Consider the following 13,808-nt stretch of genomic DNA (forward strand, 5'->3'; position numbering starts at 1 on the left):
GTCGTGCTGTTATTGCTGTCGGGCTCGGCGCCCGCGACGTGTATCGCTAGACCGGCCAGCTGATCTCGAAGCGCGCGCCGCCAAGCTCGACGGGATCGACGACCGCGATCCGGCCGTTGTGCGCATGGAGCACCTGTCGCGTGATCGACAGGCCGAGGCCATAGCCGCCGGTGCGGCGGTCGAGGCGCACGAATGCGTCGAAGATGCGCTCGCGTTCGCTCTCCGGCACGCCGGGGCCATCGTCCTCGACGAAGATCCCGATGTTGCCGTGCACGAGCGAGATCCCGACGACGATCCGCGATTTCGCGTACTTGCTCGCGTTGCGCAACAGGTTGCGCATCGCATACGACATCAGCCGCCGGTCCATCTTCACGCGCAGGTCCGACGCGATCGCGATGCGCGACTCGATCGCGCGCTCCGGATACAGCAGCTGCGCATCGCTGACCTGATGCTCGAACCACGCGACGGGGGCCGTCATCTCGAGGTTCGACTGCAGCGAGCTGTATTCGAGCCGCGCATACGTGAGGCTCATGTCGATCAGTTCCTCGAGCTCGGTCACGTCCTGCGCGATGCTCTCGAGCGCGCCCTGGTATTCGGCCGCGGAACCCGGTTCGCGCAGCATTTCGAGCGCGAACCGCACGCGCGCGAGCGGCGTGCGCAGCTCGTGCGATATCCCGTTCGTCAGGTCGCGCTGCGCGGCGATCAGCCGTTCCATGCGCATCGCGAGCGCATTCAGCGTCCGCGCGAGCGGGCCGATGATCACGCTGTGCGATTCGCGCGCACGCGTGTTGAAGCGCCCGCCCGTGAAGTCGATCGCGCGCTCGCGCACCATCACGAGATCCGACCACACGGGCCGCATCCACCGGTACGCCGCGAGCGCCGGTGCGGCGAACACGAAGACGAGCACGATCCAGATGTCGCCGGGCAGCGAGTCGAACGCATGCCACACGACCTGCGGCGACAATTCGACGCAGAGCGCGAGCGCCGGCACGAGCGCGGTCAGCAGCACGAGGCCAAGCAGATGCAGGTACGTGCGCACGTAAAGGCGCGACCAGCTCGGGATGCGGTCGGCGCGCGTGTCGGTCCACGCGCGGCGGAAATGCAGCCAGCGCCACTTGACGTAGCGCAGCGTCGGCAGCGGCGGTGCATCGGGGTGCGAACGGGTTCGTCGGATCATCTCGGCTCCCGGCCGGCGGGTGGAATGCCCGCGCGGAACGTGACGGCGTCGTGCGACCGCCGCGTCATTCCCACGCGTGCTTGCTGAATTGATAGCCCTTGCTGCGGATCGTCTTGATCCGCTGCGGGTTGCTCGCGTCGTCGCGCAGCTTGCGGCGCAGCTTCGAGATGCGCCCGTCGATCGTGCGGTCGAGGCCGTCGAATTCGACGCCGCGCAACTGCAGCATCAGGTCGTCGCGGCTGACGACTTCGCCCGCATGGCAGACGAGCGCCCACAACAGATCGAATTCGGCCGACGTCAGGTCGGGCGTGCTGCCGTCGGGCAGCACCACGGAGCGGTCGGTGCGGTCGATCGAGAACTTGCCGAACGCGTAGCGCTCGGGCTGCGGCGCGGTGCTCTCGGTCACACGCGCGGGCGCGCGGCGCAGCTGGGCCTTGATCCGCGCGAGCAGGATGCGCGGCTCGACCGGCTTGTGCACGTAGTCGTCCGCGCCGAACTCGAGGCCGAGCAGTTCGTCGAACGGCTCGTCGCGCGCCGTCACCATGATGATCACGCCGTCGTACTGCTTGCGTGCCTCGCGGCAGATTTCGAAGCCGTCCTTGCCCGGCAGGTTCACGTCGAGAATGACGAGATCGGGACGAATGGACAGGATCGCCGGCACCGCGGCGTCACCATGCAGCACAGTGTCGACTTCATAGTCGTTCTTGCGCAGGTAGCCGGCGATCAGCGTGGACAGGCGGGTGTCGTCTTCGACGAGCAGGATGCGAAAAGACATGGGCAGCGGTCGGGTCATCGGGGAAGCCGCGGCGGCGGCGCCGGCCCGTGCCGGACGCCGGCCATTGGCCGAAACGTACCGCATGATACTGCGCCGGCCGATTGCCTGTTCAGAGGTCTTGAAAATAAGGGTTCGATATCGTCCGAGCTTGACGAATCGGCGCCGGGACGGTTCCATACGGGCTCGCCTGAATCCGGCCACTCACCTACCCGCCTGACTTGATGAATTACCAGACGATCCTCGAACGCATCCACACCGAACTCGCCCCCTGGATTGGCCAGGGCCGGGTTGCCGACTACATCCCCGAACTCGCGAAAGTGCCTGCCGACAAGTTCGGGATGGCCGTCGTGACGCTCGACGGAAACGTTTGCACGGTGGGCGACGCGTACGAGCGCTTCTCGATCCAGAGCATCTCGAAGCTGTTCGCGTGCACGCTTGCGTTCCAGCTGCTGGGCGACGAATTGTGGGAACGGGTCGGCCGCGAACCGTCCGGCACCGCGTTCAACTCGCTGGTCCAGCTCGAGAGCGAGCGCGGCAAGCCGCGCAATCCGTTCATCAACGCCGGTGCGCTGGTCGTCACCGACGTGCTGTGCCGCCGCTTCGTGAAGGCCGAGACGGCGCTCGTCGAATTCGTGCGGCGGCTGATCGGCGCGAACGACATCGACTACGATTCGCGCGTCGCGCAATCCGAGCTGCAGCACGCGGAGCGCAACCGCGCGATGGCGCACTTCATGGCGAGCTTCGGCAACATGCAGATGCCGCCCGACACGGTGATCGACGCGTATTGCCGCCAGTGCGCGATCACGATGAACTGCGTCGAGCTCGCGCGCGCGGCGCTGTTTCTCGCGAACGGCGGCGTCGCGCCGGTCACCGGTGAGCGGATCGTCGATTCGAGTTCCGCGAAGCGGCTGTCGGCGCTGATGCTGACTTGTGGCACCTACGATGCGGCGGGGGATTTCGTGTATCGCGTCGGGTTGCCTGCGAAGAGTGGCGTCGGCGGCGGGATCGTCGCGGTGCTGCCGGGCGAGATGGCCGTGTGCGTGTGGGCGCCGGGGCTCGATGCGAACGGGAACTCGCTGGCAGGGACGCTGGCGCTGGAGTGGTTGACGACTTATTCGGGCAGGTCGATTTTTTGAGGGGCGAAGGTGGGCGAGCCTCATCTGGCGCAATGGCGGCAGGTGAATATCGGCGCGCTCAATGGAGAACTCGCCATTCGGCAGCAATCGCCCGCACAGAGACATGCAGCCGTCCACACAACAAAACCACGAAAAATGAAAATATTCCTCGTCGCTTCATTGGGCGTGTCATTGCTTGCGCAAACATCACCCGCCTTCGCGGATAGTGATAACGGGAAAAAGATTTTCCTGGCGAGATGTGCGATGTGCCATGGAGCAGATGCCAGGGGAACGGGACCATTGGCCAAGAAAAGCAACCCGCCCACGCCCGACCTCACGACGCCCGCCTTCAAGAAACGACTCAACGATTATCCGGGCGTCATTGTCTCGTCGGTCATCCTTCGCCCCAATGGGGACCTGATTCCGAAAACGTTGCGAGAGAATGGCGTAAAACTCCCGCCCCACTCCTGGACAGTCCAGGATTTCCGCGATTTGAATCAATACATGAGTGGATTGATTTTTAAGAATTAAATATGTTGACGCGGGTTTGCATTGCCGACGTGCCGGCACTTTGGCTTTGGAGTGGTTGACGACTTATTCGGGCAGGTCGATTTTTTGACGCGGCGGGGTTAGGCGAGCGCCACCTGGCGCAACGGCGGCAGAGTCATATCGGCGCGTGCGCTTGATGGGGAATTCGGCCATCGGCTGCGATCGACCCGACTGGGCCGCACAAAACGCCGACCTCCAAAGGGCCGTTTCCGAAGGTAAAACGGTCACTCGCATGCAGGCCGATGTCGATTCGGTGCAAGCCGAGTCGCTAGAAATTGTGCGCCACGCCGACCATGAACATGTCCTGGTCCTTGTCGTTGCCGGTTGCGACACGATTGAAGCGTAAGCTCGCCGCCCAATCGTTCGTTACCTGATAGGTCACCTGCGCGCTGAGCAAGGCATTGAGTCTCGTTTTACTCGCGACCTCGTCCCGATCATGCGAGAGATACGGGCCCACACCTGCCGAAAGCGTCCATTTGCTCTTGATCGGCGCGACATACCAGAATTGCGCCGCCACACCTCTTCGGCCGGCGACGCCGTTATTGCCTTCGTAGACGAAGCTCGCCGAATAGGCCCACGCATTGCCGAGCGGCCGCTTGACTTCGACCATATACCCTTTTTCGATGGGCACTTGGGGACGGTTCGTCTGCGATGTCCCGGCCCAAACGCCAACCTGCGTCTTGCCGTCCGAAAAAGCCGGGCCAGGATCGCCGCCAAAATCCGAGCCGATGCCGAAGAGCACCGCGTCGGAGTTGAATCCGTCGATCATCTGCACGTGGTTGTACTGCACCTTGAGGAAGAAGCGGTTGGGAACGAGGTAATACCGCACCGCTGCCGAGGCGCGCACGCCCCATCGCTTTTCGTTGCGCGGCTGGTCGTTGACATGTGTCGTATCCATGCTGAAATACGGCCCCGCCGACAACTCGAGCGCCAGGCGATCGCCGACCGGCCAACGAAACGAACCTATGGCGGCGAAGCCGTCACGGTGGTGATCGAGCGGATGCCCCTCGTTCAGATACGCGAGGTAGACCGAGAGGTAGTCATTCAAGACATCGCCGAAGCCGACTTCGTACGCACGCCAATGCATATCGCCGCCGTTGGTCGCGCGTCCGTCGCCATACACCGCATAGACGTTGATCGTTCTTTCCGATGGCTTGAACCCGGTCGGCGCGCTCGAAGGACTGTCCTCTGCGTACGCGAGGCCTGCGCCTGCCAGACATCCCAGACCGGCGATCGAGCTTGCGAGGACGAAGCGCGAATAGATGCGACGGCACTGTCCCATTTGGACACCCCCTCACCTTGGTAACCGCGATTTCTCGGGCAAGTTGATGACGATTATAGGCAGCCTCGGGTAATAGGGGTAATAGGGGTAATAGGGGCAATCCGCACACCTTCGGCCGCTGCCCCTTATAGGCAAAGGTCGGGCGGCCATGATCCGATCCGTCGTCATCGCTGAATTCCGGATTCAGCTATCGGCTATCGTCGGAGACGATGAAGGCGACCGCCAGTACATTGCCGGCCGGCAGGCATGCGACGCCGGCGTGACGGTCGCCGGCTCGCGGCACGATAAAACCTACGAAAATCGCATCGGCAGCCGACCCGATTTTCCGGTACAAATCGGGGACGCTGACATTCCCCGCGGGCTATCGGAGACTCTCGTTCATGACTCGGCAACACGCACCGGATATCGCAACGACCACCCGCACGCACCCCGGCGACAGCCCGTCCGCGCCGGTTCCCGCCATCGTGCCGTCGGGCACCGCGCTGCTCGTCATGCATTACCAGACCGACATCCTCGGCCTCTTTCCGTCCGTCGCGCCCGAATTGCTCGCCAACACGCGCCGGCTCTGCGATGCGGCGCGGGCCGGCGGCATCGGCGTCTGGTTCGCGAACCTCCGGTTCAGCCCCGGTTATCCGGAAGTCAGCCCGCGCAACAAGAACGGCCAGGGCATCAAGCAGCTCGGCCGCTTCATCAACGACGGCCCGTGCCCGGAACTCGGCCGGCAGCCCGACGAGCCGCTGATCGTCGCGCACCGCGCCAGCGTGTTCTTCGGCACCGATCTGCAGGCGCGGCTGGTCGAGCAAGGTGTCGATTCGCTGATCATGGTCGGCATCGCGTCGACGGGCGTGATGCTGTCGTCGATCGCCCACGCGAGTGATGCGGACTTCCGCTTGTATACGGTCAAGGATTGCTGCTACGACCCGGACCCGGTGGTTCACGAGCATCTGTTCGCCACCGCCTTCGAATCGCGCACGACGGTGCTGTCGCTCGCGGACGCGTTGCGGCTGCTCGAGTAAACAATCGGTCGCGCGGGCGATGCGAAAGACCGGCCGCGACTGCGCGCCGTGCTCGCACGGCCCGACGGTATCGTCGAGAGAGCCAGTGGCGATGCGTCGAACGTCGACGAAGCCGCGCACGCGGCCATGCGATGGTTCGGCACACCCTGCGCCAGGCGTTGAACGCTACCGCTCTTCGTCTGAAGAATCCGGTGTATATTGCCGCCGATACGCCTGCATGCGCGCCATCGACGGCGCGCCCGACCTCATCGAATGCCTACGCCATCCGCCCTGCCGACGCCTGCCGAACTGAACCGCACGCTGCTGTTCGCAGCCGGCGCGCGGCCGTGGCGGCTCGTCCGCTATGTGTGCATCGACTGGCTCGGCATCCTGCTGGGCTGGGCCGCGATCCGGTTCGTGCCAAATCCATTCGTCTATGTCGTGGCCGTGCTGTTGATCGCGGGCCGGCTGCAGGCATTCGGCGTGATCCTGCACGATGCCTGCCACCTCCCGATGCGGCGCATGACGCTGCCGCTCGCGCTCGTCGAAGCGCTCGCCGGCTGGACGATCGGTTCGTCGATCGCCGCGATGCGCTATCACCACCTGCGTCACCACCGTGCGGTCGGTACCGCCGAGGATCCGTACCTGCACCGCCTCGCCGCGCGCGGCGGCTGGGTGCAGCGCGTGATGATGCTGCGCGGCGCGCTGCTGCCGGTCTGGTGGCCGCTGCGCGCGCTGATGGCGCCGCTCGCGCTCGCGTGGCCGGCGTTCCGGCCGTGGTATGCACGCGGCTTCATGCAGGACCGCTCGCGCCAGGATTTGCGCCGTCACCCTGAAGTCATCGCCTGCGCGCGCGCCGACCTGCCGCATTGCGCGGTCTATCTGCTCGCGATCGCGGCCGTCGTGCACTGGGATCTGCCGTTCCTCACGTACTACGGACTGCCGTGGATCGTCGGCGGCATCATGAATGCGAACCGCGTGCTGCTCGAACATCAGCACGTCGAGATCGAAGAACGCGCACCGGAATCGATCTGGCACATGACACGTACGATGACATTCGGCTGGATCGGCAAGCTCGTGCTGTATCCGCGCAACATCGGCTATCACCAGGTGCATCACGCGTATCCGGCGCTCGCGCTCGAGCATCTGCCGGCCGTGCACCGCTACCTGACGGACGGCACCGCGTTCGCGCCGCCCGACTCCGGCCAGGCCGGCTCCACGCGTTAGACGTCCTTCGCCGCGCGGCGCCTACAGCTCGAACCGCATCACCTTCTCGCCGCACTGTGCGGCCGGCAGCGGCTCGCCGCGTTTCACCGCATCGAGCAGCCGGTCGATCGCGACGTGCACGATGTCGGCGCGCACGTTGTGCGGACGGAAGCCCGGCGCGTTGTCGAGGCCCTGCCGGTGCGCGCGCATGATCCGCACGTCCTGCTGGATCACGAGGTGCGTGTACAGGTTCAGCAGCGGCCGCAGCGCGCGCAGCATCCAGCGCGGCAGCCGGAAGCGATATGCGATGTACGTATAGACACGCGAGCGGCGCGCATCGATCGGCGTGATCTGGCTGACGATCAGGAACCCGGAGCGTTCACCCCACAGGTAGTCGCAGCGCGTCACGTTCGGCGCGATGAAGCGGTCGACGTGCGCGAGCGGCACGCGATCGGGGTTCGTGAGCCAGTCGAGACAGAAGCCGATCTTGTCATCGCCGTCGTGATAGGTGACGGCCACGCTGTCCCGTGTCGTCGCGACCGTCGCTTCCATCGCCTGGCCGCGGCTGCTGCGAAAGATCCCGTCGTGTACGAACACCGTATGCGGCACGTCCATGAAATTCTGCGCGAGCATCGCGATGTCGCCGTCGAACGTGTTCACCATGAAGTACGACTGCCACGGCGTGACATCGCGGAACGGCATCCGGAAGATCGCGCGCGCCGACGGATCGCCCGTGCCGAGATACACCCACACGAGCCCGTCGAGCAGTTGCACGGGCAGCGTGCGCTGTCGGAACGGATAGCGGCCGGGCATGCCCGTCGGCTGCGTGCCGTCGATGCTCGGCACATGGACGACCTGCCCTTCGCCGTCGTAGCGCCAGCCGTGATACGGGCACACGAGCGTGTCGCGATCGACCTTGCCGGCCGACAGCCGCGTGCCGCGATGCACACACTGGTCGATCAGCGCGGTGATCCGGCCGTCGCGCTGCCGGAACAGCACGATGCCGGTATCGAGGATCCGCACGCCGAGCGGCTTGTCGCGCGGGAGTTCGCGTTCGGTGCACGCGACGAACCATTGCTCGTGCAGGCCATCGGCCGGCGGCGCATGCTCGTGCGCCCCCGCCGCATCGCGCGACGGGCAGTCGTGCCCGCATCCGCGTGGCTCGATCATGTCGTTCATCGCGTCAGTCATTCGTCATCGCCAGCAGCGCGCCGGCCACCGGCAACCGCGTCACGAGTGCGCATGGCTTCACGTCGCCCGCACGGATGCCGGCCCGTTCGAACGCCTGCTGCTGCAGGTCGCCGAGCCGCGCCGGCGACCGGCCCAGTACGCGCACGCGCAGCGGGCCGAGCTGGCCGAGGCGGCGGGCGTGCGCGTAGTGAAACGCCTGCACCAGTTCGGCTTCGACGGCTGCGCACATTGCGTCGGCTGCATCGGTGCCGATGTCGCCGGCAACGCACAGCACGTAGTGCTGCAGCTCTTCGTTCGCCACGCACGGCACGATACATGCGCCGACTTCGCGGTGTTGCCCACGCGCGCGGTTCAGCGCGTCGGCCGCAAGCTGTTCGTCGAGCTTCTCGCCTACGAGATCGACGCTCGCCGCCGCGCGCCCGACGAACGCAATGCGCGGCGTGCGGGCGGTCATGCCGACCACGCGCACGCGATCGCCGAGCGCATATCGGTACAGCCCACCACCCGTGGTCAGCAGCACCTGCGCGTCGCCGCCGGGGCGCAGCCCTTCGACGTCGCACACGCTGCCGTCGTCGCGCACGAATTCAAGGTAGTGGCTGCCGATCGCGAGCGGGCAACCGCCGCCCGTGCCGAACGGAATGCTCGCGACACCTTCCGTCGCGAACAGCCCCTTCGGCAACCATTGCGCCTGCGGAAACCGCACGCGCAACGCGTCGGCGTAATGCTTGCTCGGGCCGTCCAGCCAGCAGCTCACGGCGGCCAGGCGCGGCCACAAGGCATGGCAATCGCCCGCCTCGATCGCACGGCGCAGCGCGGCGCGGCGCTCGGCCGGCAGCGATGCGTCGACCCATGCGAGATCGCGCGCGCTGTCGACATCGTCGCGATCGAACAGCGGGCGCAGCACGCTCGTCAGGAACGTCGGGCTCCATACGCTGATGAAGGCGAGCGCTTCGTCCGCGACGAGCGCACGCAGCGTCTCGCGTCGCCACGTCGACGCGTTACCGGTCAGCGGCGGCACGAGCAGCGTCGACGCGAGCGCGGCCGCGCTGCTGTCGCCGAGATAGTCGAGATCGCTTGCCGAGCCGACCGGAATCCCGTTGGGCGCGACACCGGGCGCCTGCAGCGGCGGCGACATCGACCAGTACGCGCGCCCTTCGCCGAGCGCCGGACAGGCGCGATACATGTCGGCCAGCCATACGATCATCGCGGCCTGCAGTTCGCGCAGGAACGCGGGCGTATAAGGAATCAACTTCTGGCGCGCGGTGCTGCCGCTGGTGCGCTCGAGGAACACCGGGCGCTCGGCGGTCAGCACCGTTTCCGTTTCGTGCGACACACGATCGAGCCACGGCAGGAAATCGGCGGCCGCATGCACGGGCACGCGCTCACGGAACTGCGCGGGGCTGTCGATCCGGTCGAAGCCGAACCGGCGTCCGAATGCGGTATCGCGGTTCGCGGCGAGCAGCGCCATCAGCCGCCGCGCCTGCGTGTCGCCCGGTGCATCGAGGCCGGCTTGCCAGCGATCGACGTCCGGCTGCACGGCGCACGCGAACGTGCGCCATGCGTCGGCCGGGCTGCGGGCCAAGATATCCATCAGAAATAGGTCTTGTCGAGTTGCGCGAGATCGTCGGGCAGCCGGCGCGGCGGCGCGAAGATCGTGAGCCAGCCGTACCACAGCGGCCGTGTCTCGCGCAGATCGGACACCGCGTGCATGTCCTGCCAGCGCAACGCGGGGCGGCGATGGTGCGTGAGGTTGTAGTTGAAGTTCAGCAGCAGCCAGCGCACGGGTGTCGGCGCGCGCATGTTGTACGTGCCTTCGACGACGTCGAGCGGCGTGCGCATGTGGTACACCCATTGCAGCGACGACCACGAGAACGCGAACGCGACATACGCGACCAGCACCGCCGACACCGACCAGTCGAGCAGCCAGCCGGCCAGCAGCCCGGCGCCGACCGCGGCGAGCGTTTCGTAGCGGATGCGGCGGAAGTCGGCCGTCGTGAATTCCTTGAAGGCGGCCGCGTAGGTGTTGTCGTCGCCGCGTGCGGCGAGCCGCTGCATCGTGCGGCCGGGCACCAGCGCCAGCACGAAGCTGCCGACGAAACTGCCGAGCCAGATGCCACCGAGGATCGCCGCGTAGTATTCGATGCGCTTGCGCAGCAGCGATTCGTCCGCCGTCGCGAAATCCGCGCGCTCGGCACGCGTGCGGTTGCGCACGTGATGGCCGAGATGGTTCACGTGGATGAGCGTCGCGGCCGCGCCGAACATCGTGGACGCCCACCACATCATCATATAATTCGCGATCGGCCGGCGATGCCCGAACCCGTGGAAGGTTTCGTGCATCATCGAGAACACGCCCTGCATCACGAGGCAGAACGGCACGAGCACGAGCCATTTGATCGCGCCCACGCCGGTATGCGAGAGCCACGTGAGCGTGCCGGCCCATACCACGCTCTGCAGCGCGAGCACGAGCAGGTTCGCCCGGTCGTAACGTCGGGTCTGCGCGGCGGCGGCTTGCGCGCTCGGTCGGTTCATGGCTCGGAATGGCGGTTGTTTGCACGGGAGGATACAACAGATGCGTCAGCCGCCGGTAACGGCCCGCGGCCCGTCCCTGGCGGGGCGGAACTAGCATGCGGCCGTTTCGCCACCCGAGCACCGACAGCCCCGCGTCGCGCATGCCGACCCGCGACGTGCGCTTCGCGATCGACGAACGCATTCCGCGCTTCTGGTATCGCGGCACGTGCCATGTCACGCGCTTCTTCGACGCGTTTTCCGTGATGTTCCCGCTCGGCGAGCGCTTCTTCATCGAAAGCGTGCGGCCGTTTCGCGACCAGGTGGGCGGCGACGCTTCGCTCGCGGCCGACGTCGATGCGTTCGTGCGGCAGGAAGCGTCGCATATCCGCGTGCACCGCCTCTACAACGCGCGCCTCGCGTCGCAGCACGTGCCGGTCGACGCGCTCGAGGCGCTGCTCGAAACACGCCAGCGCAATGCCGCGCGACAGGTGGCGCCCGTCACGCGGCTCGCGCTGACGGCGTGCCTCGAGCACTACACGACGATCCTCGCGCACCGCCTGCTGAGCGACCCGGCGATCCTCGACGGCACCGATCCGACGATGGCGGCCGTGTGGCGCTGGCATGCGATCGAGGAAACCGAGCACAAGACCGTCGCGTTCGACGTGTTCACGGCGGCCATGCCGAACGCGGTGCGGCGCTATGTCGTGCGCTGCGCGGCCATGCTCGGAATCTCCGTCTACTTCGTGATCGACCTGATCTATTTCGTGCACCGCCTCGTCGCCGTCGACGGGCAGACCTGGAACCTGCGCGGCTGGCTGCAACTGCTGCGCTGGCTGTTCGTCGCGCCGGGCATCTTCACGCGCGTGATGCCGATGTGGCTGTTCTGGTTCTCGCCGCGGTTCCATCCCGACCGCCTCGACAGCGATGCGGCATTGCACGCGGCACGCGCCGCACTCGAACCGTATCTGGCCACTGCCGAACCCGAACCGGAGTCGCACGCATGACACGCGCGCCGTGGACGCCCGACGGATTCGACGACTGGCGGCGCCACTATCCGGCGACGCCGTTCACGCGCGCCGTGCCGAACCTCGACCGGACCGACACGTTCATCGAAGGCTGGACACGGCGCGCCGCCCGCCTGCCGCTGACGACGACGGTCGTGCTCGTCGCCGGGCTGTATTCGGAATGGCTGCCCGGCTGCAATCGCGGCGCGCGGCAGACGCTCGGCGCGGCCGGCTATCGCGTGCTGACGGTGCCGGTGCGTTCCGCACGCGGCGTGTTTGATCAGGGCGCGCATATCGGTGCATACCTGCGCAAGCACCTGCCGGCCGGCGGCGAATTCGTCGCGCTTGCGCACAGCAAGGGCGGCATCGACACGCTCGCCGCGCTCGTCGTCGACCCGGCGCTGGCGGCGCGTTGTGCCGGCCTCGCGCTGATGCAGCCGCCGTGCGGGCCGTCCGCGATCGTCGATACGATCTTCCGCCACGGCATGCCGTCGCACGTGGCCGCACCGTGGCCCGACCGCATCGCACGCCGCATGCTGCGCACGCGCTGGGCCGACGCCGGCACGCGCGACATCAGCAGCCGGCGCGATCCGCGCGTCGGCGCAATGCTTGCCGCGCTGCCGCCCGACCTGCATCTCGTGCACGGCGTGAGCTGGTCCGTCGAGGCGTCCACGCGCTTCGATTCGCATCACGGGCGGCTGAACGGGCATCGTCCCGGCTGCGCGCACGACGGACAGTTCTATCTCGACCACCAGGTGATGCCCGGCATCCCGCAGGTCTGCCTGCCGCGGCTCGACCACGGCCAGCCCGTGCTTGGCGGGCTCGGCTTCGACGCCGGCCGCTTCTGGCTCGCGTTCGCCGACCTGCTGCACGTCACGCGCGCTCAGACCAGGTAGATCTCGAAGCCCGGCACGCGGCCGGCCAGCAGGCCATCGACCGGCGCGGCCGGCTCGCCGGTCGACAGCGTATAGAGATCCATCGGCGTACGCGCCGCGTGGTATCGCACGAGCGCCGCCCCGAGCGGATCGCCGTCGTACAGGCACAACTGCATCAGCGCATGGCTATTGCGCACGCGCAGCCACGCGGCATCGAGCAGCGCCGCGAACACGGACGGATCGCGGTCGCGCACCTGCAGGTGCGTCAGATAGACGTCTCGCAACGGCTCACCGGGCGCCGCGATACGCGGGCGGCGCAATGCGGGTGCGACCGCATTGAATGCGACACGGACCGCCCGCAGAGGCAACGGCAGCCGTTCGAGCACGATCCGTTTGATCTCGCCCGCATCCCACGGCGCGACGCAGCCGACCAGGTTGTCGTGCGCGTCGAGCGCCAGCAGGAACGCGTCGATGCCGAACGATGGCCACGTGTCGAGCCGTCGCGCGAATTCGTCCGCGGAGAACACGCCGCCGAACGGCTGGCGGCGCGATTCGGCATCGAGAAACGCGCGCAGTGCGTCCGCATGATGCGGCTGCGCATCGACGATCCGCACGCCCGGCACACAACGCGGCACCGACGACAGCCCGCGCTGCGCGTAGATCGACACGTTCTCGTAGCCGTGCCAGTGCGTGAAACGCAGCCGGTTCTCGCGCCGCGAGCGGACCAGCGACTGCACCGCGAGCCGGTTGTCGCGGATCATGCAGCAATACGCATGCTGCACGCCGGCGTCGGCGCGCAGCGTCGCGAAGCGCGCGCGCACCGAGTCGGTCCACTCGCGCGACAGCCGCCGGTCGTGCATCAGCCGCAGGTCGCCGAGATAGGCGACCGGCTGCGCGCGCTCGCCGAGATAGCCGTCGCGCACGACGAGGCTCGCAAGCCCCTTCAACGACGCACGCTCATCTTCCGCGAGCCAGACCTCATGATGCGGAGCGTGGCAGCGATGCAGCGCGAAGTAGTCAGGCGCACGATCGAAGCGCAGCGGCAGGCTGCCCTGCATCGCATGACGGGACTGGAAATCGAGAATGCGCGCGTTGTCGGCCGATTGCGCGAGACGGATCCGCATGCGCGTG

Annotated in this window: 14 protein-coding genes; 7 read left to right on the forward strand and 7 right to left on the reverse strand. The window is 66.9% G+C overall.

The window, feature by feature from the left end; translation table 11 throughout:
- Positions 1-46: 46 nt before the first annotated feature.
- Together CFB39_RS28415 and CFB39_RS28420 are read right to left on the reverse strand one after the other, a co-directional pair.
- Positions 47-1,177 carry an ATP-binding protein gene (locus tag CFB39_RS28415; RefSeq protein ID WP_046548399.1) on the reverse strand — a complete coding sequence of 377 codons (1,131 nt, stop codon included), beginning with the start codon at positions 1,175-1,177 and terminating at the stop codon, positions 47-49.
- A gap of 64 nt (positions 1,178-1,241) precedes the next feature.
- Entirely contained in the window at positions 1,242-1,952 is a 711-nt protein-coding gene (locus CFB39_RS28420; protein WP_039366515.1) for a response regulator, read from the reverse strand.
- A gap of 221 nt (positions 1,953-2,173) precedes the next feature.
- Between CFB39_RS28420 and CFB39_RS28425 the strand changes: the two genes are divergently transcribed.
- Both CFB39_RS28425 and CFB39_RS28430 read left to right on the forward strand, forming a co-directional pair.
- Positions 2,174-3,088, forward strand: coding sequence for a glutaminase (locus CFB39_RS28425; protein WP_089475325.1), 915 nt, complete (start codon positions 2,174-2,176; stop codon positions 3,086-3,088).
- A 135-nt stretch (positions 3,089-3,223) separates the two neighbouring features.
- A complete protein-coding gene (locus tag CFB39_RS28430; RefSeq protein WP_089475326.1) occupies positions 3,224-3,598 on the forward strand; it encodes a cytochrome c in 375 nt (124 codons plus the stop codon).
- 286 nt (positions 3,599-3,884) lie between these two features.
- Here the strand turns inward: CFB39_RS28430 and CFB39_RS28435 are convergent, their stop codons facing one another.
- Positions 3,885-4,898 carry a hypothetical protein gene (locus CFB39_RS28435; protein WP_089475327.1) on the reverse strand — a complete coding sequence of 338 codons (1,014 nt, stop codon included), beginning with the start codon at positions 4,896-4,898 and terminating at the stop codon, positions 3,885-3,887.
- 380 nt (positions 4,899-5,278) lie between these two features.
- Between CFB39_RS28435 and CFB39_RS28440 the strand changes: the two genes are divergently transcribed.
- The 3 genes from CFB39_RS28440 to CFB39_RS28445 all read left to right on the forward strand — a co-directional run bounded on the left by CFB39_RS28440 (position 5,279) and on the right by CFB39_RS28445 (position 7,120).
- Positions 5,279-5,914, forward strand: a complete 636-nt coding sequence (locus CFB39_RS28440; RefSeq protein ID WP_089475328.1) for an isochorismatase family cysteine hydrolase — start codon at positions 5,279-5,281, stop codon at positions 5,912-5,914.
- A gap of 3 nt (positions 5,915-5,917) precedes the next feature.
- Positions 5,918-6,076: a hypothetical protein gene (locus tag CFB39_RS41280; RefSeq protein WP_373452750.1), complete on the forward strand. Its 159-nt coding sequence runs from the start codon at positions 5,918-5,920 to the stop codon at positions 6,074-6,076.
- Positions 6,077-6,166: 90 nt separating this feature from the next.
- Positions 6,167-7,120 (forward strand): fatty acid desaturase family protein, encoded by a 954-nt coding sequence (locus tag CFB39_RS28445; protein ID WP_089475329.1) that lies wholly within the window; start codon positions 6,167-6,169, stop codon positions 7,118-7,120.
- A 21-nt stretch (positions 7,121-7,141) separates the two neighbouring features.
- Here the strand turns inward: CFB39_RS28445 and CFB39_RS28450 are convergent, their stop codons facing one another.
- From CFB39_RS28450 to CFB39_RS28460, 3 genes are read right to left on the reverse strand one after another with little or no spacing between them, the layout of a single operon-like run.
- Positions 7,142-8,290: an aromatic ring-hydroxylating dioxygenase subunit alpha gene (locus CFB39_RS28450; RefSeq protein ID WP_089475330.1), complete on the reverse strand. Its 1,149-nt coding sequence runs from the start codon at positions 8,288-8,290 to the stop codon at positions 7,142-7,144.
- The gene (locus CFB39_RS28455) at positions 8,283-9,881 is read right to left on the reverse strand and encodes a GH3 auxin-responsive promoter family protein (protein ID WP_089475331.1); all 1,599 of its coding nucleotides are present in this window, start codon (positions 9,879-9,881) and stop codon (positions 8,283-8,285) included. Before CFB39_RS28455 ends, CFB39_RS28450 begins: the two co-directional genes overlap by 8 nt.
- Positions 9,881-10,819 (reverse strand): fatty acid desaturase, encoded by a 939-nt coding sequence (locus tag CFB39_RS28460; RefSeq protein WP_089475332.1) that lies wholly within the window; start codon positions 10,817-10,819, stop codon positions 9,881-9,883. The genes CFB39_RS28455 and CFB39_RS28460 overlap by 1 nt, the downstream gene beginning before the upstream one ends.
- Positions 10,820-10,914: 95 nt before the next feature.
- Between CFB39_RS28460 and CFB39_RS28465 the strand changes: the two genes are divergently transcribed.
- Entirely contained in the window at positions 10,915-11,802 is an 888-nt protein-coding gene (locus CFB39_RS28465; RefSeq protein ID WP_089475333.1) for a metal-dependent hydrolase, read from the forward strand.
- On the forward strand, positions 11,799-12,698 hold the full coding sequence (locus CFB39_RS28470; RefSeq protein ID WP_089475334.1) for a hypothetical protein: 900 nt from the start codon (positions 11,799-11,801) through the stop codon (positions 12,696-12,698). Before CFB39_RS28465 ends, CFB39_RS28470 begins: the two co-directional genes overlap by 4 nt.
- Here CFB39_RS28470 and CFB39_RS28475 read toward each other — a convergent pair.
- Complete coding sequence (locus CFB39_RS28475; protein ID WP_089475335.1) at positions 12,686-13,801, reverse strand: hypothetical protein; 1,116 nt, start codon at positions 13,799-13,801, stop codon at positions 12,686-12,688. The genes CFB39_RS28470 and CFB39_RS28475 overlap by 13 nt on opposite strands.
- Between the last annotated feature and the right edge of the window lie 7 nt (positions 13,802-13,808).

The sequence above is a fragment of the Burkholderia sp. AU6039 genome, from assembly GCF_002223365.1.
GTDB lineage: Bacteria > Pseudomonadota > Gammaproteobacteria > Burkholderiales > Burkholderiaceae > Burkholderia.

Coding starts and splice junctions, on each gene's coding strand:
- CFB39_RS28460 (WP_089475332.1), bottom strand. CDS start 10,819: ATGAACCGACCGAGCGCGCAAGCCGCCGCCGCGCAGACCCGACGTTAC.
- CFB39_RS28445 (WP_089475329.1), top strand. CDS start 6,167: ATGCCTACGCCATCCGCCCTGCCGACGCCTGCCGAACTGAACCGCACG.
- CFB39_RS28475 (WP_089475335.1), bottom strand. CDS start 13,801: ATGCGGATCCGTCTCGCGCAATCGGCCGACAACGCGCGCATTCTCGAT.
- CFB39_RS28440 (WP_089475328.1), top strand. CDS start 5,279: ATGACTCGGCAACACGCACCGGATATCGCAACGACCACCCGCACGCAC.
- CFB39_RS28420 (WP_039366515.1), bottom strand. CDS start 1,952: ATGTCTTTTCGCATCCTGCTCGTCGAAGACGACACCCGCCTGTCCACG.
- CFB39_RS28435 (WP_089475327.1), bottom strand. CDS start 4,898: ATGGGACAGTGCCGTCGCATCTATTCGCGCTTCGTCCTCGCAAGCTCG.
- CFB39_RS28430 (WP_089475326.1), top strand. CDS start 3,224: ATGAAAATATTCCTCGTCGCTTCATTGGGCGTGTCATTGCTTGCGCAA.
- CFB39_RS28470 (WP_089475334.1), top strand. CDS start 11,799: ATGACACGCGCGCCGTGGACGCCCGACGGATTCGACGACTGGCGGCGC.
- CFB39_RS28455 (WP_089475331.1), bottom strand. CDS start 9,881: ATGGATATCTTGGCCCGCAGCCCGGCCGACGCATGGCGCACGTTCGCG.
- CFB39_RS28465 (WP_089475333.1), top strand. CDS start 10,915: ATGCGGCCGTTTCGCCACCCGAGCACCGACAGCCCCGCGTCGCGCATG.
- CFB39_RS28450 (WP_089475330.1), bottom strand. CDS start 8,290: ATGACTGACGCGATGAACGACATGATCGAGCCACGCGGATGCGGGCAC.
- CFB39_RS28415 (WP_046548399.1), bottom strand. CDS start 1,177: ATGATCCGACGAACCCGTTCGCACCCCGATGCACCGCCGCTGCCGACG.
- CFB39_RS28425 (WP_089475325.1), top strand. CDS start 2,174: ATGAATTACCAGACGATCCTCGAACGCATCCACACCGAACTCGCCCCC.